This window comes from Actinomyces ruminis (assembly GCF_002154335.2).
GTDB classification, from domain to species: domain Bacteria; phylum Actinomycetota; class Actinomycetes; order Actinomycetales; family Actinomycetaceae; genus Actinomyces; species Actinomyces ruminis.
In genome coordinates, this window is sequence record NZ_MTPX02000041.1 from 96,206 (window position 1) to 118,771 (window position 22,566).

General features: G+C 68.4%; 26 protein-coding genes and 9 pseudogenes. 33 read left to right on the forward strand and 2 right to left on the reverse strand.

Annotated elements, in window-relative coordinates:
- The first annotated feature begins 9 nt into the window (after window positions 1–9).
- The 10 genes and pseudogenes from rplC to rpsQ all read left to right on the forward strand — a co-directional run bounded on the left by rplC (window position 10) and on the right by rpsQ (window position 4,970).
- Complete coding sequence (rplC, locus tag BW737_RS07460) at window positions 10–672, forward strand: 50S ribosomal protein L3 (RefSeq protein ID WP_086614092.1); 663 nt, start codon at window positions 10–12, stop codon at window positions 670–672.
- Between the two features lie 4 nt (window positions 673–676).
- Window positions 677–1,323 (forward strand): annotated as a pseudogene (gene rplD / locus BW737_RS07465) (50S ribosomal protein L4).
- A complete protein-coding gene (rplW, locus tag BW737_RS07470; protein WP_086614091.1) occupies window positions 1,320–1,625 on the forward strand; it encodes a 50S ribosomal protein L23 in 306 nt (101 codons plus the stop codon). The pseudogene rplD and the gene rplW overlap by 4 nt, the downstream one beginning before the upstream one ends.
- A 21-nt stretch (window positions 1,626–1,646) precedes the next feature.
- Window positions 1,647–2,483 (forward strand): 50S ribosomal protein L2, encoded by an 837-nt coding sequence (gene rplB, locus BW737_RS07475; protein WP_086614090.1) that lies wholly within the window; start codon window positions 1,647–1,649, stop codon window positions 2,481–2,483.
- A gap of 12 nt (window positions 2,484–2,495) precedes the next feature.
- Window positions 2,496–2,774 (forward strand): 30S ribosomal protein S19, encoded by a 279-nt coding sequence (rpsS, locus tag BW737_RS07480; protein WP_073327549.1) that lies wholly within the window; start codon window positions 2,496–2,498, stop codon window positions 2,772–2,774.
- A 32-nt stretch (window positions 2,775–2,806) separates the two neighbouring features.
- Window positions 2,807–3,184 carry a 50S ribosomal protein L22 gene (rplV, locus tag BW737_RS07485; RefSeq protein WP_086614089.1) on the forward strand — a complete coding sequence of 126 codons (378 nt, stop codon included), beginning with the start codon at window positions 2,807–2,809 and terminating at the stop codon, window positions 3,182–3,184.
- Window positions 3,184–3,986: pseudogene (rpsC, locus tag BW737_RS07490) on the forward strand (30S ribosomal protein S3). Before rplV ends, rpsC begins: the two are co-directional and overlap by 1 nt.
- Before the next feature lie 3 nt (window positions 3,987–3,989).
- Window positions 3,990–4,408, forward strand: a pseudogene (gene rplP / locus BW737_RS07495) (50S ribosomal protein L16).
- Window positions 4,408–4,659 (forward strand): 50S ribosomal protein L29, encoded by a 252-nt coding sequence (rpmC, locus tag BW737_RS07500; RefSeq protein WP_086614088.1) that lies wholly within the window; start codon window positions 4,408–4,410, stop codon window positions 4,657–4,659. Before rplP ends, rpmC begins: the two are co-directional and overlap by 1 nt.
- 20 nt (window positions 4,660–4,679) lie before the next feature.
- Window positions 4,680–4,970 (forward strand): 30S ribosomal protein S17, encoded by a 291-nt coding sequence (gene rpsQ / locus BW737_RS07505; RefSeq protein WP_086614151.1) that lies wholly within the window; start codon window positions 4,680–4,682, stop codon window positions 4,968–4,970.
- A 581-nt stretch (window positions 4,971–5,551) separates the two neighbouring features.
- Here rpsQ and BW737_RS07510 read toward each other — a convergent pair.
- Window positions 5,552–5,890: an Imm51 family immunity protein gene (locus BW737_RS07510; protein WP_086614087.1), complete on the reverse strand. Its 339-nt coding sequence runs from the start codon at window positions 5,888–5,890 to the stop codon at window positions 5,552–5,554.
- 463 nt (window positions 5,891–6,353) lie between these two features.
- Here BW737_RS07510 and rplN point away from each other — a divergent pair, with 463 nt between their 5' ends.
- The 19 genes and pseudogenes from rplN (at window position 6,354) to rplQ (ending at window position 17,561) form a co-directional block, all read left to right on the forward strand.
- Entirely contained in the window at window positions 6,354–6,725 is a 372-nt protein-coding gene (rplN, locus tag BW737_RS07515) for a 50S ribosomal protein L14 (RefSeq protein ID WP_073327539.1), read from the forward strand.
- 3 nt (window positions 6,726–6,728) lie between these two features.
- Window positions 6,729–7,073, forward strand: a complete 345-nt coding sequence (gene rplX / locus BW737_RS07520) for a 50S ribosomal protein L24 (protein ID WP_073327537.1) — start codon at window positions 6,729–6,731, stop codon at window positions 7,071–7,073.
- Between the two features lie 88 nt (window positions 7,074–7,161).
- The gene (gene rplE, locus BW737_RS07525; RefSeq protein ID WP_257210620.1) at window positions 7,162–7,656 is read left to right on the forward strand and encodes a 50S ribosomal protein L5; all 495 of its coding nucleotides are present in this window, start codon (window positions 7,162–7,164) and stop codon (window positions 7,654–7,656) included.
- A 1-nt stretch (window position 7,657) separates the two neighbouring features.
- Window positions 7,658–7,843, forward strand: a complete 186-nt coding sequence (locus tag BW737_RS07530) for a type Z 30S ribosomal protein S14 (RefSeq protein WP_073327534.1) — start codon at window positions 7,658–7,660, stop codon at window positions 7,841–7,843.
- Window positions 7,844–7,901: 58 nt separating this feature from the next.
- Window positions 7,902–8,300, forward strand: a complete 399-nt coding sequence (gene rpsH, locus BW737_RS07535; protein WP_073327533.1) for a 30S ribosomal protein S8 — start codon at window positions 7,902–7,904, stop codon at window positions 8,298–8,300.
- A 21-nt stretch (window positions 8,301–8,321) separates the two neighbouring features.
- Window positions 8,322–8,861, forward strand: a complete 540-nt coding sequence (gene rplF, locus BW737_RS07540) for a 50S ribosomal protein L6 (RefSeq protein WP_086614085.1) — start codon at window positions 8,322–8,324, stop codon at window positions 8,859–8,861.
- A 2-nt stretch (window positions 8,862–8,863) separates the two neighbouring features.
- Complete coding sequence (gene rplR / locus BW737_RS07545) at window positions 8,864–9,238, forward strand: 50S ribosomal protein L18 (RefSeq protein ID WP_086614150.1); 375 nt, start codon at window positions 8,864–8,866, stop codon at window positions 9,236–9,238.
- Between the two features lie 31 nt (window positions 9,239–9,269).
- Window positions 9,270–9,976 (forward strand): annotated as a pseudogene (gene rpsE / locus BW737_RS07550) (30S ribosomal protein S5).
- Window positions 9,969–10,190: a 50S ribosomal protein L30 gene (gene rpmD, locus BW737_RS07555; RefSeq protein ID WP_180272128.1), complete on the forward strand. Its 222-nt coding sequence runs from the start codon at window positions 9,969–9,971 to the stop codon at window positions 10,188–10,190. Before rpsE ends, rpmD begins: the two are co-directional and overlap by 8 nt.
- Window positions 10,191–10,226: 36 nt before the next feature.
- Complete coding sequence (gene rplO, locus BW737_RS07560) at window positions 10,227–10,664, forward strand: 50S ribosomal protein L15 (RefSeq protein WP_086614084.1); 438 nt, start codon at window positions 10,227–10,229, stop codon at window positions 10,662–10,664.
- Between the two features lie 451 nt (window positions 10,665–11,115).
- Window positions 11,116–12,408 carry a preprotein translocase subunit SecY gene (secY, locus tag BW737_RS07565; protein ID WP_086614083.1) on the forward strand — a complete coding sequence of 431 codons (1,293 nt, stop codon included), beginning with the start codon at window positions 11,116–11,118 and terminating at the stop codon, window positions 12,406–12,408.
- Window positions 12,405–12,989, forward strand: coding sequence for an adenylate kinase (locus BW737_RS07570; protein ID WP_218961845.1), 585 nt, complete (start codon window positions 12,405–12,407; stop codon window positions 12,987–12,989). The genes secY and BW737_RS07570 overlap by 4 nt, the downstream gene beginning before the upstream one ends.
- Before the next feature lie 14 nt (window positions 12,990–13,003).
- Window positions 13,004–13,884, forward strand: a pseudogene (gene map / locus BW737_RS07575) (type I methionyl aminopeptidase).
- 347 nt (window positions 13,885–14,231) lie between these two features.
- Window positions 14,232–14,453: a translation initiation factor IF-1 gene (infA, locus tag BW737_RS07580; RefSeq protein WP_003781847.1), complete on the forward strand. Its 222-nt coding sequence runs from the start codon at window positions 14,232–14,234 to the stop codon at window positions 14,451–14,453.
- Between the two features lie 33 nt (window positions 14,454–14,486).
- Window positions 14,487–14,600, forward strand: coding sequence for a 50S ribosomal protein L36 (rpmJ, locus tag BW737_RS07585; protein ID WP_073327519.1), 114 nt, complete (start codon window positions 14,487–14,489; stop codon window positions 14,598–14,600).
- A gap of 159 nt (window positions 14,601–14,759) precedes the next feature.
- Window positions 14,760–15,132, forward strand: a pseudogene (gene rpsM / locus BW737_RS07590) (30S ribosomal protein S13).
- Window positions 15,133–15,189: 57 nt separating this feature from the next.
- Window positions 15,190–15,591: a 30S ribosomal protein S11 gene (rpsK, locus tag BW737_RS07595; RefSeq protein ID WP_073327516.1), complete on the forward strand. Its 402-nt coding sequence runs from the start codon at window positions 15,190–15,192 to the stop codon at window positions 15,589–15,591.
- Between the two features lie 159 nt (window positions 15,592–15,750).
- Window positions 15,751–16,751 (forward strand): annotated as a pseudogene (locus BW737_RS07600) (DNA-directed RNA polymerase subunit alpha).
- 30 nt (window positions 16,752–16,781) lie between these two features.
- The gene (rplQ, locus tag BW737_RS07605) at window positions 16,782–17,561 is read left to right on the forward strand and encodes a 50S ribosomal protein L17, sunset domain variant (RefSeq protein WP_086614081.1); all 780 of its coding nucleotides are present in this window, start codon (window positions 16,782–16,784) and stop codon (window positions 17,559–17,561) included.
- 79 nt (window positions 17,562–17,640) lie between these two features.
- Here the strand turns inward: rplQ and BW737_RS07610 are convergent, their stop codons facing one another.
- On the reverse strand, window positions 17,641–18,399 hold the full coding sequence (locus BW737_RS07610) for an ROK family protein (RefSeq protein WP_086614080.1): 759 nt from the start codon (window positions 18,397–18,399) through the stop codon (window positions 17,641–17,643).
- A 353-nt stretch (window positions 18,400–18,752) separates the two neighbouring features.
- On the opposite strand from BW737_RS07610, the gene truA reads away from it, so the two are divergent.
- From truA to glmM, 4 genes and pseudogenes are all read left to right on the forward strand, one after another.
- The gene (gene truA / locus BW737_RS07615) at window positions 18,753–19,697 is read left to right on the forward strand and encodes a tRNA pseudouridine(38-40) synthase TruA (protein WP_257210603.1); all 945 of its coding nucleotides are present in this window, start codon (window positions 18,753–18,755) and stop codon (window positions 19,695–19,697) included.
- A gap of 260 nt (window positions 19,698–19,957) precedes the next feature.
- Window positions 19,958–20,400: pseudogene (rplM, locus tag BW737_RS07620) on the forward strand (50S ribosomal protein L13).
- Window positions 20,401–20,460: 60 nt separating this feature from the next.
- Window positions 20,461–20,931, forward strand: coding sequence for a 30S ribosomal protein S9 (rpsI, locus tag BW737_RS07625; RefSeq protein ID WP_086614078.1), 471 nt, complete (start codon window positions 20,461–20,463; stop codon window positions 20,929–20,931).
- Between the two features lie 131 nt (window positions 20,932–21,062).
- Window positions 21,063–22,420 (forward strand): annotated as a pseudogene (gene glmM, locus BW737_RS07630) (phosphoglucosamine mutase).
- The last annotated feature ends 146 nt before the right edge of the window (window positions 22,421–22,566 follow it).

Genomic DNA, 22,566 nt, shown 5'->3' on the forward strand with positions numbered 1-22,566 from the left:
ACTGAAGCCATGACTACCAACCAGCGGTCCGCCGCGCCGACCAAGGCGCTGCTCGGTACCAAGCTCGGCATGACTCAGATCTGGGACGAGAACGGTGTGCTGCGTCCGGTCACGGTCGTGCGCATCGACACCAACGTCGTCACCCAGGTCCGCACCGTCGAGAACGACGGCTACGAGGCCGTCCAGCTCGCCTTCGGCGAGATCGACGAGCGCAAGGTCACCAAGCCGCTCGCCGGTCACTTCGCCAAGGCCGGCGTAACCCCCCGCCGTCACGTCGCCGAGGTGCGCACCTCGCTCGCCGGCGAGTTCACGCCCGGTCAGGAACTCACGGCCGACACCTTCGAGGTCGGCCAGCTGGTCGACGTCACCGGCACCTCGAAGGGTAAGGGCTTCGCCGGCACCATGAAGCGCCACGGCTTCTCCGGCGTCGGCGCCTCCCACGGTGCCCACCGCAACCACCGCAAGCCCGGCTCGGTCGGCGCCTGCGCCACCCCGGGCCGCATCTTCAAGGGCCTGCGCATGGCCGGCCGCATGGGCCACGCCACCACGACCGTCCAGAACCTCAAGGTCCGCGGCGTCGACACCGACAAGGGCGTGCTGCTCATGGGCGGCGCCATCCCCGGCCCCAAGGGCTCGGTGGTCGTCATCCGTACCGCCGTGAAGGGAGCCTGACACCATGGCAGACACCATCACCGTCGACGTCGTCGACTCCACCGGCGCCAAGACCGGCACCGTCGAGCTTCCCGGCGAGATCTTCGACGTCGAGCTCAACATCCCCCTGATGCACCAGGTCGTCGTGGCCCAGCTGGCCGCGGCCCGCCAGGCACCCACGCCACCAAGACCCGCGGCATGGTTCGCGGCGGTGGCCGCAAGCCCTACCGGCAGAAGGGCACCGGTCGCGCACGCCAGGGTTCCATCCGGGCGCCCCAGTTCACGGGCGGTGGCACCGTGCATGGCCCGCAGCCGCGCGACTACTCCCAGCGCACGCCCAAGAAGATGAAGGCCGCCGCCCTGCGCTCGGCTCTGTCCGACCGGGCCCGCAACGGTCGCATCCACGTCATCACCGAGTTCGTCACCTCCGAGACGCCGTCGACCAAGGCGGCCCTCGCCGCTCTGCGCAACCTCACGGACCGCCCGAAGTCCCTGGTGGTTGCCACCGGCGCCGACGACCTCACCCGCCTCAGCCTGCGCAACGCCCCCGAGGCGCACGTACTCAAGGCCGACCAGCTGAACACCTACGACGTCCTCAACTCCGACGACGTCGTCTTCACCGCCGCCGCCCTGGACGACTTCCTCGGCAAGGGTGAGGAGGAGTCCAAGTGAGCTTCGTAAAGAGTAAGAACCCCCGCGACGTCATTATCGCGCCGGTCGTCTCCGAGAAGTCGTACACCTGCATGGACCGCGGGCAGTACACCTTCATCGTGGCCCCCGACGCCAACAAGACCGAGATCAAGATCGCCATCGAGTCCATCTTCGATGTCAAGGTCGCCTCGGTGAACACGCTCAACCGCCGCGGCAAGACGCACCGCACCCGCACGGGCATCGGCAAGTCGAAGGACACCAAGCGCGCGATCGTGACTCTGCGCGAGGGCACCATCGACATCTTCGGCGACGTGACGGACTGACACGGAAGGTAGAAGATCGAGATGGCAATCCGTAAGTACAAGCCGACGACCCCGGGTCGCCGTGGCTCGTCGGTCGCCGACTTCAGCGAGCTGACCCGCAACCGCCCCGAGAAGTCGCTGGTTCGGCCCCTGAGCAAGACCGGTGGACGTAACTCCTCCGGGCGCATCACCACCCGCCACAAGGGTGGCGGCCACAAGCGCGCCTACCGGCTGATCGACTTCCGTCGGCACGACAAGGACGGCGTGCCCGCCAAGGTCGCGCACATCGAGTACGACCCCAACCGCACCGCCCGCATCGCCCTGCTGCACTACGCCGACGGCGAGAAGCGCTACATTCTGGCTCCCAACGGCCTGCGTCAGGGCGACCGGATCGAGGCCGGCCCCGGGGCCGACATCAAGCCCGGCAATTGCCTGCCGCTGCGCAACATCCCCACCGGTACCGTGGTGCACGCCGTTGAGCTGCGCCCCGGCGGCGGCGCCAAGATCGCCCGCAGCGCGGGGACCTCGGTGCAGCTGGTCGCCAAGGAGGGCAAGTACGCGCAGCTGCGCATGCCCTCCGGCGAGATCCGCAACGTCGAGGCCGCCTGCCGGGCGACCATCGGTGAGGTGGGCAACGCCGAGCAGTCCAACATCAACTGGGGTAAGGCCGGCCGCATGCGTTGGAAGGGCGTCCGCCCGACCGTGCGCGGCGTGGTCATGAACCCGGTGGACCACCCCCACGGTGGTGGTGAGGGCCGCACCTCCGGTGGCCGCCACCCCGTCTCGCCCTGGGGCAAGCCTGAGGGCCGTACCCGTCGTCCCAACAAGTCCAGTGACCGGCTCATCGTGCGCCGTCGCCGGACCGGCAAGAAGCGCTGATAGGAGCCAGTCATGTCGCGAAGCCTTAAGAAGGGCCCCTTCGTCGACGACCACCTGCAGAAGAAGGTGGACGCCCAGAACGAGCAGGGCACCAAGAACGTCATCAAGACCTGGTCTCGGCGTTCGATGATCACGCCGGACTTCATCGGGCACACCTTCGCCGTCCACGACGGTCGCAAGCACGTCCCGGTGTTCGTTACCGAGTCCATGGTGGGCCACAAGCTCGGTGAGTTCGCTCCCACCCGTACCTTCCGTGGGCACGTCAAGGACGACCGCAAGGCGCGTCGCTGACGGGCGCCGGAGAGTTTGAGAGGCTGAGAATCATGGAAGCCAAGGCGCAGGCCAAGTACGTGCGCTGCACGCCGATGAAGGCACGCCGGGTCGTGGACCAGGTCCGCGGCAAGCGCGCCGTCGACGCCGTGGGCGTGCTGCGTTTCGCACCGCAGTCCGCTGCAGTGCCCGTCCGCAAGGTCATCGAGTCCGCAATCGCCAACGCCCGGTACAAGGCCGAGCGCGACGGCGAGCGCTTCGACGAGAACGACCTGTTCATCACCGAGGTGTACGCCGACGAGGGTCCGACCCTCAAGCGGTTCCGTCCACGCGCCCAGGGGCGTGCGGCGCGGATCCTCAAGCGCACCAGTCACATCACCGTCGTCGTCGGCGACCGCGCCGACGCCCCCAAGCAGGAAGGAGCCCGGTAATGGGGCAGAAGGTCAACCCGACCGGTTTCCGCCTGGCATCACCACGGACCACCGCTCCCGCTGGTTCGCCGACTCCACCAAGCCCGGTCAGCGTTACCGCGACTTCGTGGATGAGGACGTCAAGATCCGTCGCCTCATGGAGAGCGGCATGGAGCGTGCCGGCATCTCCAAGGTCGACATTGAGCGCACCCGCGACCGGGTTCGCGTCGACCTGCACACCGCCCGTCCCGGCATTGTCATCGGACGTCGCGGTGTGGAGGCCGAGCGGCTGCGCGGCCAGCTGGAGAAGCTGACCGGCAAGCAGGTTCAGCTCAACATTCTCGAGGTCCGCAACCCCGACCTGGACGCCCAGCTGGTCGCCCAGGGCATCGCCGAGCAGCTCGCCAGCCGCGTCTCCTTCCGCCGCGCCATGCGGCGGGGCCTGCAGTCGGCCATGCGCGCCGGCGCCAAGGGCGTGCGCGTGCAGTGCTCCGGCCGCCTGGGTGGTGCGGAGATGAGTCGCAGCGAGTTCTACCGCGAGGGGCGCGTGCCGCTGCACACCCTGCGGGCCAACATCGACTACGGCTTCTACGAGGCCAAGACCACCTTCGGCCGCATTGGCGTGAAGGTGTGGATCTACAAGGGCGACATGACCGAGCGCGAGTTCGCCCGCCAGCAGGCCGAGTCCGCTCCGCGCGGTCGCGGCCGTGGTGAGCGCCGCGGCGGCCGCCGCGGTGAGCGCGCCCCGCGCCAAAGCGAGCAGCAGGCCGAGCAGGCGCCGGCCACCGAGAACGCTGCCCCCGATCAGGGAACGGAGGCCTGAGCCGTGCTCATCCCCCGCCGGACCAAGTACCGCAAGCAGCACCGCCCGCACCGTTCGGGCATGTCCAAGGGCGGCAACCAGATCGCCTTCGGCGACTACGGCATCCAGGCTCTCGAGCCGCCTACGTCACCAACCGGCAGATCGAGGCGGCTCGTATCGCCATGACCCGCCACATCAAGCGCGGCGGCAAGGTGTGGATCAACATCTTCCCGGACCGCCCGCTGACCAAGAAGCCCGCCGAGACCCGCATGGGTTCCGGTAAGGGTGCCCCGGAGTGGTGGATCGCCAACGTCAAGCCCGGACGCATCATGTTCGAACTCGGCGGCGTCGACGTCGATCTGGCCCGCGAGGCCATGCGTCGCGCCCAGGCGAAGCTGCCGATGAAGACCCGTTTCGTGACCCGTGAGGGTGGTGACATCTGATGGCTATCGGTTCCAAGGGGCTCAGCCCCGCAGACCTCGACGCCATGGACAACGAGCGCCTCGCCGAGGAGCTGTCCAAGGCCAAGACGGAGCTGTTCAACCTTCGGTTCGCGGCCGCGACCGGGCAGCTGGAGGACCACGGTCGCATGAAGGCTGTGCGTCGCGACATCGCCCGTATCTACACCATTGTGCGCGAGCGTGAGCTCGGCATCCGCACCGCTCCGAGCACGCAGGAGGAGGACGCCAAGTGAGCGAGCAGACCACTGACAACGTGACCCCCAGCAACGAGCAGACCGGCACCGACGCCCCCGAGCGCAACCACCGCAAGGTGCGTCGCGGCTACGTCGTGTCCGACAAGATGCAAAAGACCATCGTCGTCGAGGTTGAGGAGCGCTACAAGCACTCCCTGTACGGCAAGGTTCTGCGTCGCTCGAAGAAGTACAAGGTCCACGACGAGCACAACGACGCCCACCCCGGCGACCTGGTGCTCATCATGGAGACCCGTCCGCTGAGTGCCACCAAGCGCTGGCGGCTGGTGGAGATCCTCGAGAAGGCCAAGTGACCGCTCGTAGGGGCCGGTAGGCCATCGGACCGCTGGTCCGCTCCGCCCTCATCACAAAGACGACGCCGCAGCCTCCGGGGCAGCCCGGGCTGCGGCGTCGTCGTATTCAACAGAGACAGAGATCATCGGTGTGCATGCAGTGCCTCTCAGACAGGCGCGTCGTAGGCGCAGCGGCTGGTGTAGTCGGTTTGGACCGTCTGAAAGTGTCTGCCAACTAGTCCGCAGTGACGCTGACGGTCCAATCAGGCTTGGCCAGTAGCGTTCCATAGACAGCACGCGCCCCAGGCCCACGCCGATCCCCGCCCCGCGCCTAGGGCGACGTGCCGAAACCGGTACTGGTGACGTGCTGGGAACGGCTGGTGGTGTTTTGGGGTGTGGTGGTGGCTGGGGTCATCTATGACGCCGGTTAGGTGTTCGTTGAAGGGATGCGGAGCCTTCAGCAGACGCCGAAGTGGCGTCCCCAACGAACATGTCCCAGACTCCCGCACCTCTACGGCGCTACCCACGCCGCGGCGCAGGCCTGCGCCGCCATCACACCCACAAACACCAAGGGCCGGAAGACCTGTGGCACAGGCGGTATATCAGTCGTCGAAGTCGAAACCGTCCGCTTCCGCCGCGGTGACGAATGCGGTCAGTGCGTCTGGATCCGTCAAGTACGGAACGAGCGCCTGCGCCAGCCGTTCCATCAAGGCGTGGGTGCCAAAGGCGCTGAATGTGTCGCCCTCGGGGTCGGTCTCGACTTCGGGGAGCTCGCCGAGATCGACCAGGCGGCGAACCACGCCGGCCCAGAAGTAGCCGTTGGGCTCGTGGCCGAGATCGGCGACTCGCTCGGTCGTGCGCGGCCCGCTGACGTCGAAGCAGCAAGACCACTGGTCGAACTCGGGCAAGTCGTGCAGGCGGAGATAGCCGGGGAGCTGCACGGACGCAGGTTCATCGGAAGGGGGCACGTGCTGCCTTTCTGAGCGATCGAGTACAGTGGTGACGATCTTACGAGGCGTCGCTGCGGATTACCGGCATGGCCGGCTCTTTCCTCAGTTACCCCGAACGGCCGAGTCGTTGAGGCCCGCCGGCTTCAGGAGAGGTACGCCCCCACCTCGTAGGGGCGGCATGGCCGGTCGGCTCATAGTGGTGAGCAAAGGCACAGGCCTGGAGTTCTCGGCGGACTACCGGCAAATCCGCGCCTTGGACTAGGTTGGGGAGTTGCGCGCGCCCTCCGTGCGCCCGGCAGAGACCTCGCGCTCATGCGCCTGTGTCTGTCGGGACCCGCGTACCGGAACTTTGCCCGCCGTCGGCGGGCAGCGTGCACCACCAGAAGGAACGTTCGGCCAGGCTCGCGCCGCCATGCGCGGCGGGAGAACCGGCTCGACGACAGGAGAACATTCAATGATCCAGCAGGAGTCGCGACTAAAGGTCGCCGACAACACCGGTGCCAAGGAGATCCTGTGCATCCGTGTGCTCGGCGGCTCGGGTCGGCGCTATGCGGGCATCGGCGACCAGATCGTCGCTACCGTGAAGGACGCCATCCCCGGCGGCAACGTCAAGAAGGGCGAGGTCGTCAGGGCGGTCGTTGTGCGCGCCACCAAGGAACGTCGCCGCCCGGACGGCTCGTACATTCGTTTCGACGAGAACGCCGCCGTCATTATCAGGGACAAGGATGGCGAGCCCCGTGGCACGCGCATCTTCGGCCCCGTCGGCCGTGAGCTTCGCGAGAAGAAGTTCATGCGCATCGTATCGCTCGCACCGGAGGTGATCTGACCTATGGCACGTATCAAGAAGGGTGACCAGGTCATCGTCATCGCCGGTAAGGACAAGGGCAAGACCGGTCGTGTGCTTCGGGTCATCCCGAAGGAAGACCGCGTCGTCGTCGAGGGCGTGCAGCGGGTAACCAAGCACACGCGCCCGCGGCAGACCGCTCAGGGAGCCCGCGCCGGCGGCATCGAGACCGTCGAGGCCCCCATCCACATCTCGAACGTCATGCCCATCGACCCCAAGACGGGCCAGCGCACGCGCGTCGGCTTCCGGGTTGAAGAGGGCGTGCGCCCCAACGGCCGCAAGCGCACCGTCCGCGTGCGCTACGCCAAGAAGTCCGGGGAGGATCTGTGACCATGGCTGAGAACACGGCTGAAACCACGGCAACCGCCGTCGCCCCCCGCTGAAGGCCAAGTACGACGAGCAGGTGCGTCCCGCCCTGATGGAGGAGTTCAAGCACTCCAACGTCATGGAGGTTGGGCGCGTCGCCAAGGTCGTAGTCAACATGGGTGTGGGCGAGGCCGCCCACGACTCCAAGCTGATCGAGGGCGCCGTGCGCGACCTCGCCGCTATCACCGGCCAGAAGCCGCAGGTGACTCGGGCACGCAAGTCGATCGCCCAGTTCAAGCTGCGCGCCGGACAACCCATCGGCGCCCACGTCACGCTGCGTGGTGACCGCATGTGGGAGTTCCTCGACCGGCTCATCTCCATCTCGCTGCCCCGCATCCGCGACTTCCGCGGCCTGAGCCCGAAGCAGTTCGACGGTAACGGCAACTACACCTTCGGACTGACCGAGCAGGCGGTGTTCCACGAGATCGATCCCGACGCCATTGACCGCGTGCGCGGCATGGACATCACCGTGGTGACCACGGCCAAGACCGACGAGGAGGCCCGCTCGCTGCTCAAGCAGCTCGGCTTCCCCTTCAAGGAGAAGTGACATGGCGAAGACCTCTTTGAAAGTCAAGGCGAACCGCAAGCCGAAGTTCGGCGTCCGTGCCTACACGCGCTGCCAGCGCTGCGGCCGGCCCCGCTCGGTGTACCGCAAGTTCGGCCTGTGCCGCATCTGCCTGCGCGAGATGGCTCTCAACGGCCAGCTCCCCGGCGTGAGCAAGTCCAGCTGGTAAGAACTTACGTCGCAGGTCCGAAGAGGAAACCGCGACGAGGAAGGGCGCAGGCCCACTCATGACAATGACAGACCCAATCGCAGACATGCTGACTCGTCTGCGGAATGCCAATAACGCATACCACGAGACCGTCTCCATGCCCTCCAGCAAGCTGAAGGTGAACATCGCCAAGATGCTGAAGAACGAGGGCTACATCGACGGCTACGAGGTGACCGACGCTCAGGTCGGCAAGACGCTCACGCTGACCCTGAAGTACGGTGCCAACCGGCAGCGTGCCATCCAGGGACTCAAGCGCGTGTCCAAGCCCGGTCTGCGCGTGTACGCAAAGTCCACGAACCTGCCCAAGGTCCTCGGCGGCCTGGGGGTGGCCATCCTGTCCACCTCCTCCGGCCTGCTCACCGACCGGCAGGCGGAGGCGCGGGGCGTAGGCGGCGAAGTGCTCGCCTACGTCTGGTGAGAGAAGGAGCGGAGAAGAACCATGTCTCGTATTGGACGCCTTCCCGTTTCGGTTCCCGCCGGCGTGGATGTAACCATTGAAGGAAATGACGTGACGGTCAAGGGCCCCAAGGGCACCCTGAGCCGCACCATCGCCCAGCCGCTGACGGTCGCCCGCCAGGAGGACGGCTCCATCCTGGTGTCCCGGCCCGACGACGAGCGCCGCTCGCGCTCGCTGCACGGCCTGTCCCGCACCCTGATCAACAACATGGTCATCGGCGTGACGGAGGGCTACTCCAAGGTGCTGGAGATCGTCGGCACCGGATACCGCGCAGCCCAGAAGGGCACCGGCATCGAGCTGTCGCTCGGCTTCTCCCACACCGTCGTCGTCGACGCCCCCGAGGGCATCGAGCTGAAGGTGGACGGTCCCAGCAAGGTGATCGTCTCGGGCATCTCCAAGGAGCAGGTCGGCGAGGTCGCCGCGAACATCCGCAAGATCCGCCCGCCGGAGCCCTACAAGGGCAAGGGCGTGCGCTATGCCGGCGAGAACGTGCGCCGCAAGGTCGGAAAGGCTGGTAAGTGACCATGGCTTATGCGATCAAGAGGGACAAGACCAAGGCCGTCGCCCGCAAGATCCGCCACCAGCGCGTGCGCAAGCACGTGTCAGGCACCGCCGAGCGCCCCCGCCTGGTGGTCAGCCGTTCCAACCGCCACATGGTGGCGCAGGTTATCGACGACACCATCGGCCACACGCTCTGCTCCGCCTCCACACACGAGGCCGCGGCCCAGGGCGTCGAGGGCCACAAGGTTGGCGCGGCCCGCCGCGTTGGCGAGCTGGTTGCAGAGCGCGCCAAGGCCCTGGGCATTGAGAAGGTCGTGTTCGACCGTGGCGGCAACAAGTACCACGGTCGCGTCGCGGCCGTCGCCGAGGGCGCCCGCGAGGGCGGCCTGGCGTTCTGAGCCAGACGACGAGAAAGCTAAGGAGTTTCTGATGGCTGCACCGCAGCGAGACAGGTCCGCGTCGTCCGACGGCTCGGCCCGGCGCGAGAGCGACCGCGGCGAGGGCCGCGGCCGCCGTGACCGCAACACTGACCGCCGCGACCGCAACAGCGGCCGGGGCAACGACGACAAGTACATCGAGCGCGTCGTCACCATCAACCGCGTGTCCAAGGTCGTCAAGGGCGGCCGCCGCTTCACCTTCACGGCGCTGGTCGTCGTCGGTGACGGCGAGGGCACGGTGGGTGTCGGCTACGGCAAGGCGAAGGAAGTTCCCGCCGCCATTGCCAAGGCTGTCGAGGCGGCGAAGAAGGAGTTCTTCCACGTCCCGATGATCCGCCGCACCATCCCGCACGTGGTCCAGGGGGAGGACGCCGCCGGCATCGTGCTGCTGCGTCCCGCCTCGCCCGGTACCGGTGTTATCGCCGGCGGCCCGGTGCGTGCCGTCCTGGAGTGCGCCGGTGTCCACGACATTCTGTCGAAGTCGCTCGGCTCCTCGAACGCGATCAACATCGTCCACGCGACGGTGGCCGCGCTCAAGCAGCTCGAGCAGCCGGAGTCGGTCGCGGTCCGCCGTGGCCTGCCCCTGGAGGAGGTCGCGCCGCAGTCCATGCTGCGCGCCCGCGCCGAGGGTGAGGCCGCCAAGCGCGCCGAGGCCGAGAAGAAGGAGCCGAGAAGGCCGCTGAAGGAGTGGGTGTGTGATGCTGACGCCGCAACCGCTAAGACACAGCAGGACGCCCGACAGATCAAGGTGACTCAGGTCCGCTCCGGCATCGGGGGCACCCGCCGCCAGCGCGAGACCCTCAAGTCCCTCGGCCTGCGCCGGATCCGCCAGTCCGTGGTCCGCGAGGACAACCCGTCCGTGCGCGGCATGATCGCCAGGGTGGCGCACCTCGTCACCGTTGAGGAGGCCTGAGATGGCTGACACGAAGAAGCACGAGGAGGCCGGCAGGTGGTTCGCCTGCATGACCTCCGCCCCGCTCCGGGCGCCAAGAAGGCCAAGACCCGTGTGGGTCGCGGTGAGGCGTCCAAGGGTAAGACCGCAGGCCGCGGCACCAAGGGCACCAAGGCGCGGTACCAGGTTCGCCCCGGTTTCGAGGGCGGCCAGATGCCACTGCACATGCGCCTGCCGAAGCTGCGTGGCTTCCGCAACCCGAACCGGGTCGAGTACCAGCCCGTCAACGTCGGGCGCATCGCCGAGCTGTTCCCCGAGGGCGGCCAGGTCGGCGTCGACGACCTGGTTGCCAAGGGCGCGGTGCGCAAGGGCCAACTGGTCAAGGTACTGGGTGGCGGCGACGTGGCGGTCAAGCTCGACATCACCGCCGACGCCTGGTCCAACTCCGCCAAGGAGAAGGTCGAGGCCGCGGGCGGCACGCTGGTCGCACGCTGACCGCGGGTCGGCTGCCGCCCCGACGGCGGCCGACAAGCACGGCATATCACGGCTCCGGCCGGGCACGGGAGGCACTCGTGCCAGGCCGGAGCCGTATTCTCTGACCACACGTACACGTTTGGCTCTGACGTACGGGTTTCGCTCTGACGTACGCGTTTTGGAGTTCTCCCCGTGTCTGGCAGTCGGAAAGCTCCAAAACGCGTACGTGAAGCGGGAATTCGTACGTGTGAACAGCCTCCGGAGATGTGTTCGGCGTGGGGTGGCGTGACCGATACCCTGTCGGCTTTGTGCCTGTGTGGCAAGCTGGACATGTGCGGCGGGGGTAGGGTTGCCCAGGGTATGCCCCCGGACAGGCGCGACGTGTGTCCGGAACGCCTCGGCGGTCGGTCCGCAGGACGCGTGTGCGCCCGCCGTTTCCCACATCCGCAATCAGCCGCCCACAGGAGACCGAGTGTTCAGTGCGTTCATCCAGGCGTTCAAAACGCCGGACCTCAGGAGAAAGCTCCTGTTCACCCTGGGCATCATGGCCCTGTTCCGGCTCGGCTCCGTGCTGCCCACCCCCGGAGTAGACCTGGCCAACGTGCAGGTGTGCGTGGGTGAGGCCGAGGACGCGGGCCTGCTTGGGCTGATCAACATCTTCTCCGGCGGCGCGCTGCTGCAGCTGAGCGTATTCGCCCTGGGCATCATGCCCTACATCACCGCATCCATCATCATTCAACTGCTGCGGGTGGTGATCCCGCGCTTCGAGGAGCTGTACAAGGAGGGCCAGTCGGGCGCCGCCAAGCTGACCGAGTACACCCGCTACCTCACCATCGGCTTGGGCGTGCTCCAGTCGGCCACCATCGTCGCCACCGCCGCCAACGGCAACCTGTTCACCGGCTGTTCGGTGGACGTCATCCCGAACGACTCGCCGGTGAACCTGGCGCTGATGATCGTCACCATGACCGCCGGCACCGGCCTGATCATGTGGCTGGGCGAGCTTATTACCGAGCACGGTATCGGCAATGGCATGTCCCTGCTGATCTTCACCTCGATTGTGGCGCGCATGCCGCAGAACCTGCTGTCCATCCTGGGAGGCTCCGGCGGTGTCTCCCGCTTCCTGGCGGTGGTCGCCATCATCCTGGTGGCCACGCTCGCGGTGGTGTTCGTCGAGCAAGCCACTCGCCGGATCCCCGTGCAGTACGCCAAGCGCATGGTGGGACGGCGCCAGTACGGCGGTTCCACCACCTACATCCCCATCAAGATCAACACCGCCGGCGTCATCCCGGTTATTTTCGCCTCCTCCCTGCTGGCCATGCCGCAGCTGGTCGCCCAGTTCGGCTCGCCCACCAGTGCTTGGGTGCAGTGGATCGGCACCAACCTGGGGCAGACGGACACGATCTACCTGGTGGCCTACGCCCTGCTGATCTTCGCCTTCGCGTTCTTCTACACGGCCATCACCTTCAACTCCGAGGAGATCGCCGACAACATGAAGCGCTACGGCGGCTTCATCCCCGGCATCCGTGCCGGGGAGCCGACGGTGCGTTACCTCAGCTATGTAATCAATCGGATCACCGCGGCGGGCTCCGTCTACCTGGTGATCCTGGCCCTGCTGCCGACGCTCGCCGTCATCTGGCTGGGCCTGTCCCAGAATCTGCCGTTCGGCGGCACGACCATCCTGATCATGGTGGGAGTCGGCCTGCAGACGGTTAAGGAAATCAACTCTCAGCTGCAGCAGCGGCACTACGAAGGGTTCCTCTCATGAGCGCACGTATGGTCATCCTCGGTCCTCCCGGAGCCGGCAAGGGAACCCAGGCCGCCCGCATTTGCGAGCGCCTGGGCATCCCCGCCATCTCCACCGGCGACATCTTCCGCGCGAACGTCGCCGGCGGCACCGAACTGGGCCGCCAGGCCAAGCAGTACATGGACGCCGGCGAGTACGTACCCGACTCGGTCACCAACGCCATGGTCGCCGACCGGCTGTCCGCCGCCGACGCCGCCGACGGCTTCCTGCTGGACGGCTACCCCCGCACCGAGGCGCAGGTGCACGAGTTGGACAGCATGCTCGCCGCCGCCGACCTGTCCCTGGACGTGGTCCTGGAGATCACCGCCGACGCCGAGGTAGTGGTGCAGCGCCTGCTGGGGCGTGCCGCCGAGCAGGGCCGTGCCGACGACACGGAGCCGGTCATTCGCCGTCGCCTGGAGGTGTACGCGGAGCAGACCGAGCCGTTGGCCACCTTGTACGAGCAGCGCGGACTGCTGGTACGCGTCGACGGCGTCGGCGCGCTGGACGAGGTCACCGACCGGATCATGGCGGCGCTCGCCACCCGCGGCGTCACCGCCTGAACGGTCCGCCGGTCATGCTGACGCGCGAGCGGATTCAGCTCAAGACCCCTGACCAGCTGCGGCATATGCGCCGGGCCGGGTTGGTTGTCGCCGACATCCACGCGGCCTGCGGGAGGCGGTGCGCCCCGGCATCACCACCGCCGAGTTGGACGCCGTCTCCGCCGATGCCATTGCCCGCGGCGGGGCGCGCTCCAACTTCCTGGGCTATTACGACTACCCGGCCACCGTGTGCATCTCCGTCAACGACGAGGTGGTCCACGGCATCCCGGGCGAGCGGGTGCTCGAGGCGGGCGACCTGGTCACCTTCGACTGCGGCGCCTACATCCTCGACGACGCCGGCACCCAGTGGCACGGCGACGCCGCCTTCACCACCGTGGTGGGCGGCCGCTACGCCTCCGAGGCCGACCGGGTGCTGGACACCACCACTCGGCAGGCCCTGTGGGCTGCGATCGCGGCCGTCGCCCGCGCCGCCGCCGGTGAGGCCAGCGGGCGGGACGCGCGACTGAACACTGTGGGGGACACGGTCGAGGCCACCGTCGCGGCGGCGAGTGCACGCGAGGGCGTGCACCTGGGCATCCTGCAGGACTACGTGGGCCACGGCATCGGTACCGCCATGCACATGGCCCCCGACGTGCTCAACTATTCCGTCAAGCGCAAGGGGCCCAAACTGCGCCCGGGCATGGTGCTCGCCATCGAGCCTATGCTCACCGCCGGTGGTCCCGAGGTGGATGAACTCGACGACGGCTGGACCGTGGTCACCCGGGACGGCTCGCGCGCCGCCCAGTGGGAGCACACGGTGGCGCTTGTGCCCGGCGGGGTGTGGGTGCTGACTGCTCCCGATGGGGGAGTGGAGGGCCTGGCCCCCTACGGTATCGAGCCCCGCCCCCTGGCCTGAGCGCCGACCCTTCGCCACGGCCGGTCGAAGTCACGCACCGCGACCGGCACCAATGACGCACCGAGACCGGCAGAAGTGGTTTCGGCGGGGCGAGTCGACTTCGCTCCGCGGACCGGCGCGGCACACAGTGTGTCAGGAAACACCGCCGGATAATGCCCTCCCGCGGTGGTCAGCCGTGGCGGGTTTGCCGTATCGTTGGCGATCGGCGCGTCCAGGACGCGGTGCCAGACCATTTTGCCCGCCGGTTCTCCGGCTACCAGCAAGATGGCGCGGCACGTCCAGCGCACCATGCCGGCGGCGTCGTCGCCGGAAGGAGTATCCAGCGAGAAAGCAACCGACGGAGGAACATGGCTAAGAAGGACGGCGTCATCGAGGTCGAGGGATCGGTCGTCGAGGCCCTTCCGAACGCGATGTTCCGGGTTGAGCTGAGCAACGGGCACGTCGTGCTCGCGCACATCTCGGGCAAGATGCGGCAGCACTACATTCGCATCCTGCCGGAGGACCGCGTGGTCGTTGAACTCAGCCCCTACGACCTGTCGCGTGGCCGCATCGTCTACCGGTACAAGTGACAGTCCTCCCAACCGGGAGGACGGAGGAACAACATGAAGGTCAAGCCGAGCGTCAAGAAGATCTGTGACAACTGCAAGGTGATTCGTCGCCACGGCAAGGTCATGGTCATCTGCGACAACCCGCGGCACAAGCAGCGTCAGGGCTGACACCCGCGCGTCGTCGGCCTGGTGGCCGGCGGCAAAACAACTCAGCACCCACCCCAGTGGCGCCCCGCGCCACCACCCCCGGTTCCTGGAGGCCGGGGCACCGGAAGGCGGTGGAGGGGATGGGTGACGACCTCCGGGAACACACAGGAGAACCACACAGTGGCACGCATTTCCGGCGTTGACCTGCCTCGCGAGAAGCGAGTCGAGGTAGCGCTCACCTACATCTACGGGATCGGACGCACCCGCGCCCAGAAGACTCTTGAGGCCACCGGGGTCAACCCGGACACCCGCGTCAAGGACCTGACCGAGGACGAGCTGGTCGCGCTGCGCAACCACATCGATTCCAGCTACCAGGTCGAGGGCGACCTGCGTCGTGAGGTCCAGGCGGACATCCGCCGCAAGATCGAGATCGGCTCCTACCAGGGCCTGCGCCACCGGCGCCACCTGCCGGTCCGCGGCCAGCGCACCAAGACCAACGCCCGCACGCGCAAGGTCCCAAGCGCACCGTGCCGGTAAGAAGAAGGCCAAGTAACCAGTCGTTATCCGGGTGCCGCAGGCCCGGAATTAGACCTCACCCGAAGAAGGAAGCATGCCCCCTAAGACTCGTTCCACCGCGCGCAAGCCGCGCCGCAAGGACCGTAAGAACGTCACCCACGGTCACGCCTACATCAAGTCCACCTTCAACAACACCATCGTGTCCCTGACCGACCCCAACGGCGCCGTTATCGCCTGGGCCTCCTCCGGTCAGGTCGGCTTCAAGGGCTCGCGCAAGTCGACGCCGTACGCCGCCCAGCTCGCCGCGGAGGCCGCCGCCCGACGCGCCCAGGACCACGGCATGAAGAAGGTCGACGTGTTCGTCAAGGGCCCCGGCTCCGGTCGTGAGACCGCGATCCGCTCGCTGCAGGCCGCCGGCCTCGAGGTCGGCTCGATCACCGACGTGACCCCGCAGGCGCACAACGGCTGCCGCCCGCCTAAGCGGCGTCGCGTCTGAGTCTTGACACTGCGGTCGGCGTCCTCCTCACGCACGTGGGGGACGACGTCGGCCCTTGGCTCCGCCCGGCAGGACGGGCCGGCCGCCGACGCGCGTCGGCGGCCAACACCATGAGGAACGGCGTCATATAGCGGGCGCCGCGACGAAAGGAAACCCCTAGTGCTCATTGCACAGCGACCCACACTCTCCGAGGAGGTCATTGAGGAGGACCGCCGCTCGCGGTTCATCCTCGAGCCCCTCGAGCCCGGCTTCGGCTACACGCTCGGAAACTCCCTGCGTCGCACGCTGCTGTCCTCCATTCCGGGCGCAGCCGTGACCTCCGTCCGCATTGAGGGAGTGCCCCACGAGTTCCGCACCATTCCCGGGGTCAAGGAGGACGTCGCCCAGATCATCCTGAACATCAAGGAGATCGTCCTGTCGTCCGAGAACGACGAGCCGGTGGTCATGTACCTGCGCAAGTCCGGTCCGGGCGTCGTCGTCGCCGGCGACATCACCCCGCCGGCGGGCGTGGAGATCCACAACCCCGACCTGGTCATCGCCACCCTCAACGAGAAGGGCAAGCTGGAGATCGAGCTGACCGTCGAACGCGGCCGCGGCTACGTCTCCGCGAACCAGAACAAGGACCCGAACGCCGAGATCTCCCGGATCCCGGTGGACTCGATCTACTCGCCGGTCAAGAAGGTCTCCTACGCGGTGGAGGCCACCCGTGTGGAACAGCGCACGGACTTCGACCGTCTGGTGGTCGACGTGGAGACCAAGGCCTCAATGACGCCGCGCGACGCGCTCGCCTCGGCCGGTAAGACGCTGGTTGAGCTGTTCGGACTGGCCCGGGAGCTCAACGTCGAGGCCGAGGGCATCGAGGTCGGCCCCTCGCCGATGGACCAGGCCCTGCAGCAGGACCTGGCCATGATGATCGACGAGCTGGACCTGCAGGCCCGCTCCTCCAACGCCCTCAAGCGCGAGGCATCCACACCGTCGGTGAGCTCGTCGCGCGCAGCGAGGCAGACCTCCTCGACATCCGCAACTTCGGTGCCAAGTCGATCTCCGAGATCAAGGACAAGCTGGCCGAACTCGGGCTGTCCCTCAAGGGGTCCCCGGTCGACTACGCCCCGGAGGGCGACTACACCAACCCCACCTTCAGCGACGAGCAGCAGGCCTGACGCCGGCTCGCCATTCCACTAGGAGACAACATGCCTCGCCCCACCAAGGGTCCCCGGCTGGGTGGATCCCCCCAGCACGAGCGCCACATGCTGGCCAACCTGGCCACGCAGCTCATCGTCCACGAGTCGATCACGACCACGGAGGCGCGCGCCCGCCGCCTGCGCCCCTACGTCGAGAAGCTCATCACCAAGGGCAAGCGCGGCGACCTCCACGCCCGCCGCACGGTGATGAAGAAGGTGACGGACAAGTACGCCGTCTACCGTCTCTTCGACGAGATCGCCCCGCAGATGGCCGACCGCGACGGCGGTTACACCCGCATCGTCAAGACCGCACCGCGCCGGGGAGACAACGCCCCCATGGCCGTGATCTCGCTGGTGCTGGAGCCGGTCGCCAAGAAGGCAGTCGTCGACGACGCCGTGCGCACCGCCAAGCGTGCGGCCGAGCAGGCCGTGGCCGAGGTCGAGGAGGCCGCCGCCGAGGTTGAGGCGGAGGAGACCCCCGCCGCTGAGGACGCCGTCGAGGAGACCGAGGCTGTGGCCGAGGAGACCGCTGCCGAGGCCGACGCAGAGGACGAGGCCTCCGGCAAGCCCGTCTACGCCGGCTCCGTCCGCCTGGAGAAGGGCACCACCGAGGCCCCCGACGCCGACCATGAGGTCAAGGGCAACGAGGACTCCATGAAGTACCACGTGCCCGGCTCCCGCTGGTACGACAACACGGTGGCCGAGGTCTGGTTCGCCAGCCCCGAGGACGCCGAGGCCGCGGGCTTCGCCCCCGCCGGCGGTGCCGCCGCGCAGAAGGTCAAGAAGTGAGCCGGTCCCGCTAAGGGCCACGCGTTACGACGTACACGGGAGGGCTGGTCGCCTGCGGGTGACCGGCCCTCCCCGCGTCTCAGCGGCGGGCCATCTCCCAGCAGCGGGCGCCGCCGGTCATGCCCGCCTCATTGGGCACGACGACGACGTCGTCGCCGACCTTGTCGAGCTGGAAGGCGGTGATGCGGCGGGAATTGCCGCCGCCCAGGTAAAGCCGGTCCCACATGTACATGGGCCGCAGCGCCTCGACCACACGCCGCACTCGCCGCGACCAGTGGGCGTCCCCCAGGCGCAGCCGCTCGTGCTCGCCGATATAGTCGTCATAGGTGAGTCCCCAGCGCACCGGCCCCTGGGAGACCTCTACGTGGGGGGCGAGCACGCCGTTGTCGAAGACGGCGTTGCCCAGGCCGGTGCCCAGGGTCACGATCATCTCCAGGCCGTGCCCGGTGACGACGCCGGCGCCGGCGACCTCGGCGTCATTGAGCACTAGCACCGGGCGGCCGAGGGTCGCCTGGAGGCGACCACCCATGTCGAAGCGTGCCCAGGCCTCCACCAGTTCGGGCAGCACGCGGGAACGCGGGCCGTCCTTGGTGATGTAGTGGGGGGTGGCGATGACGACCCCGTGGCGGATCATGCCGGGCATGCCGACGGTCACCCGGTCGGCGGGCGGCAGTTGATCGGCCAGGTCCTTGATGGTGTCTACCAGCAGCTCGGGCGGCAGCGGGTAGGGGGTGGGGGTGCGCAGGGCGCGGGAGATGATGGCGCCGTCGGCGTCGAGCACGGAGGCCTTGATGCCGCCGCCGCCGCAGTCGACGCTGAGGGTGGTTGTAGTGGTCACGCCCCGACGCTACCGCCTCGGGCGCGTCGGTAGTGGTTGGCGGTGGCCCGGCAGCAAATACCGCGGCGGCCACCGCGGCCGAGCTGCGCGCCTAGGGTCCTCGTCTCCGGGCGTGCGCGCGAAGCACCGGGCTGGCCGCTGAAGGTGAGGCGGGGGCCGTTGCCGTTGCTGTTGAACGACCCTGGGCCACGTTGCACGACCTTGGGGTGTTTTGCACGACCCCGGGGTGGTCGTGGAACGCACACCAAGGTCGTGCAGTGGCACCAAGGTCGTGCAAGTGAGACGCGGCCCCGGCGGCTAGCGCCGAGCCAGCTGGGCGAAGGCAGCATCCCGGCTGTGGTCTCATGGTTGCCATGAGCGACGCCGCCCCCTCCCACCCCGACGCCGTGCGCGTGCGCCTGGACCTGGCCTACGACGGCACCGGCTTCCACGGCTGGGCCGCCCAGCCCGGACAGCGCACCGTCGAGGGCGTGCTGACCGACGCCCTGGCCACCGTGCTGCGCACCCCGGTGCGGCTGACGGTGGCCGGGCGCACCGACGCCGGCGTCCACGCCGTCGCGCAGGTCGCGCACCTTGACGTGCCCACCGCAGCCTGGCGGACACTGCCCGGACGCTCCACCCGCACCCCCGAGCAGGCCCTGCTGGACCGGCTCGCCGGCGTGCTCGCCCGCGAGGCCCAACACGGCCCCGTCCCCGCCCCGCGCGGTGCCGGCGACCTAGTGGTCTACGGCGTCCGGCAGGTTCCCCCCGCCTTCGATGCCCGCTTCTCCGCCCTGACCCGCCGCTACTGCTACCGCATTGCCGACGGTGGCCCCGCCGGCGCCCCACGCGACCCCGCCCGCCGCGGGCAGGTTCTCTGGCTGGGAGAGAGGCTCGACGTCAACGCCATGCAGGCCGCCAGTCGCCCCCTGCTGGGGGGGCACGACTTCCTGTCCTACTGCCGCCCCCGCGAGGGCGCCACCACCATCCGCACCCTGAAGGAGCTGAGCTGGCGGCGCCTGCCCGCCGATGCCCTAGGCCCCGACGGCGGCCTGGTTACCCTCACCGTCGTTGCCGACGCCTTCTGCCACTCCATGGTGCGTTCCCTGGTGGGCGCCGCCCTCGCCGTCGGAACCGGGCGGCGCGACGTCGAATGGCCCGCCCGGCTGCTGGAGGCTCGCAGCCGTCAGCAGGCGGCCCCCGTCGCACCCGCCCACGGCCTCACCCTTCAGGAGGTCACCTACCCGGCCGACGACGAGCTCGCCGCCCAGGCCGAACGGGCCCGCACCCTGCGCCGAATGCCCGGCTGCTGCGACTGAACGGGGGGTATCTGCCCGTCGCGCCCGGCGGCGTGTCAGGTCTCACGGCCCTGGGGGCGCCGACCGCTTTGACCACCCCTGAACCCGCCGGTAGGGTAGGGCACCGTCGTGCAGCACGCGATCACGCTTGTGGTGCCATCCCACTCGCCACTTGCGGCCGGTGCTCCGACCACCTCATCTGACCATGGCGGTCCCGCCGGATGCCAGCGCCTGCGCTGTATCCGCGTGTCCGCCCGCCAAGAGAAACGAAGGCAACGCCAGTGCGCACGTACACACCGAAGCCCGGCGACGTCAAGAAGAACTGGTACGTCATTGACGCCAGCGACGTCGTGCTCGGCCAGCTCGCAGCCCAGGCTGCAACCCTGCTCCGTGGGAAGCACAAGCCGCAGTTCGCGCCGAACGAGGACTGTGGCGACTACGTCGTCATCATCAACGCCGACAAGGTCGTCCTCACCCGCGGCAAGGCCGATAAGAAGTTCGCCTACCGCCACTCCGGCTACCCGGGTGGTCTGACCGCCGTCTCCTACCGGGAGCTGTTGGCCACCAACCCCGAGCGGGCCGTCCAGAAGGCCATCAAGGGCATGCTGCCCCACACCCGCCTGGGACGCGCCCAGCTGAAGAAGCTGAAGGTGTACGCCGGCCCGGAGCACCCGCACGCTCCCAGAACCCGCAGAGCTACCAGCTCACCCAGGTCACCCAGTAAGCGCTCCAGCGCCCGGCACCCGACAAGCAAAGGACACATCGTGCTGAGACCACCGTCGACATCGACGCGCTGGACGAGGACAACGCCCCCGCCAGCTACACCACCGAATCCACCCCCACCGAGGGACGCGGCCAGTCCATCACCGCCCCCGGCATGGGGCTCGGCCGCCGCAAGGAGGCCGTCGCCCGCGTCCGCCTCATCCCCGGCACCGGCCAGTGGAAGATCAACGGCCGCACCCTGGAGGACTACTTCCCCAACAAGCTGCACCAGCAGCTGGTGCGCGCCCCCTTCACCATTCTCGAGCTCGAGGGCCGCTTCGACGTCATCGCCCGCATCAACGGCGGCGGCATCTCCGGCCAGGCCGGCGCCCTGCGCCTGGGCATTGCCCGCGCCCTGAACGAGATCGACCGTGAGGCCAACCGCCCGGCCCTGAAGAAGGCCGGCTTCCTCACCCGCGACGCTCGCATCGTGGAGCGCAAGAAGGCCGGTCTGCACAAGGCCCGCCGCGCCCCGCAGTACTCCAAGCGCTGACCGCGGCGGCGTCCTCCTACGGACGCGCCGAAGCGCAGATTTCGCACCGGTGGCCGTCTTCCCTCGGGGAGGCGGCCACCGGATTGCGTTCCGCGTGGAATGATGGGGCCGTCTACCCACAGGAGGATCCCATGTCACGACTCTTCGGCACCGACGGCGTCCGCGGACTCGCCAACGAACTGCTCACCCCTGATCTCGCAGTCAGCCTCGGCCGGGCCGCGGCCAGCGTCCTGGCCGGCACCGACGACTCCACCCACCGGCTGGGCCGCCGCCCGCGCGCCGTCGTGGGCCGCGACACCCGCGCCAGCGGCGAGTTCCTCGACCATGCCATCAGCGCTGGCCTAGCTGCCTCCGGCATGGACGTCACCCGCGTCGGCGTGCTGCCCACCCCCGCCATCGCGCACCTGACCGCCAGCCAGGACGTCAGCCTCGGCGTGGTCATCTCCGCCTCCCACAACCCCTTCCCGGACAACGGCATCAAGTTCTTCGCCCGCGGCGGCTACAAGCTCGAGGACGCGGTGGAGGACCGCATCGAGGCGGCCCTGAGCGAGGATTTGCCCCGCCCCACCGGCGCCGACGTGGGCCGGGTCATCAAGGGTGAGACGGTCGCCGACCAGACCTACATCAACCACCTGGTGGACTCCGTGGCCACCGACCTGTCCGGCCTGCGCATCGTGGTGGACGCCTCCAACGGCGCCGCCAGCAACGTAGGCCCCGCCGCCCTGCGCTCCGCCGGCGCCGAGGTGATCGCCATCAACGCCTCCCCGGACGGGCTGAACATCAACGCCGACTGCGGCTCCACCCACCCCGAGCAGCTGCAGGCATACGTGCGCAGCGTCGGTGCGGACATGGGCGTGGCCTACGACGCGATGCCGACCGCTGCATGGCCGTGGACGCCGACGGCAACCTGGTGGACGGCGACCAGATCATGGGCCTGCTGGCCGTGGGCATGAAGGCCGACGGCACGCTCGGCTCCGACACGCTCGTGGTCACCGTGATGAGCAACCTGGGTCTGATCCTGGCCATGCGTGAGCACGGCATCCGCACCGTACAGACCGGCGTGGGCGACCGCTACGTGCTGGAGAAGATGCTGCAGGGCGGCTACACCCTCGGGGGTGAGCAGTCCGGGCACGTGATCGACACCATCCACGCCACCACCGGCGACGGCGTGCTCACCTCCCTACGCGTGGCCGCCCGTATGAAGCGCACCGGCAAGTCCCTGGCCGAGCTGGCCAGCATCGTGCAGCGCCTGCCACAGACCCTCATCAACGTCCGCGGTGTAGACAAGTCCGCCGCCGGCACCAACAAGGCGGTGCAGGACGCCGTCGCCGACGCCGAGAAGCAGCTGGGAGAGACCGGTCGCGTGCTGCTGCGCCCCTCGGGCACCGAGCCGCTGGTGCGCGTGATGGTCGAGGCCGCCAGCCAGGAGGAGTCCGACCGCGTGGCCGCCGGCCTGGCCGCCGTCGTCAAGGAGAACCTCGCGCTGTGAAAGTGCGGCCCGGGCTGCTGCAGCAGCCCGGGCCGCCTGACGTACGACTTCTTGCCACACGTACGCGTTTTGGAGGTTTCCCCGCGCTAAAACGTCGGAAAGCTCCAAAACGCGTACGTGAGAGGCATATGGAGGGCCAGGGCCCC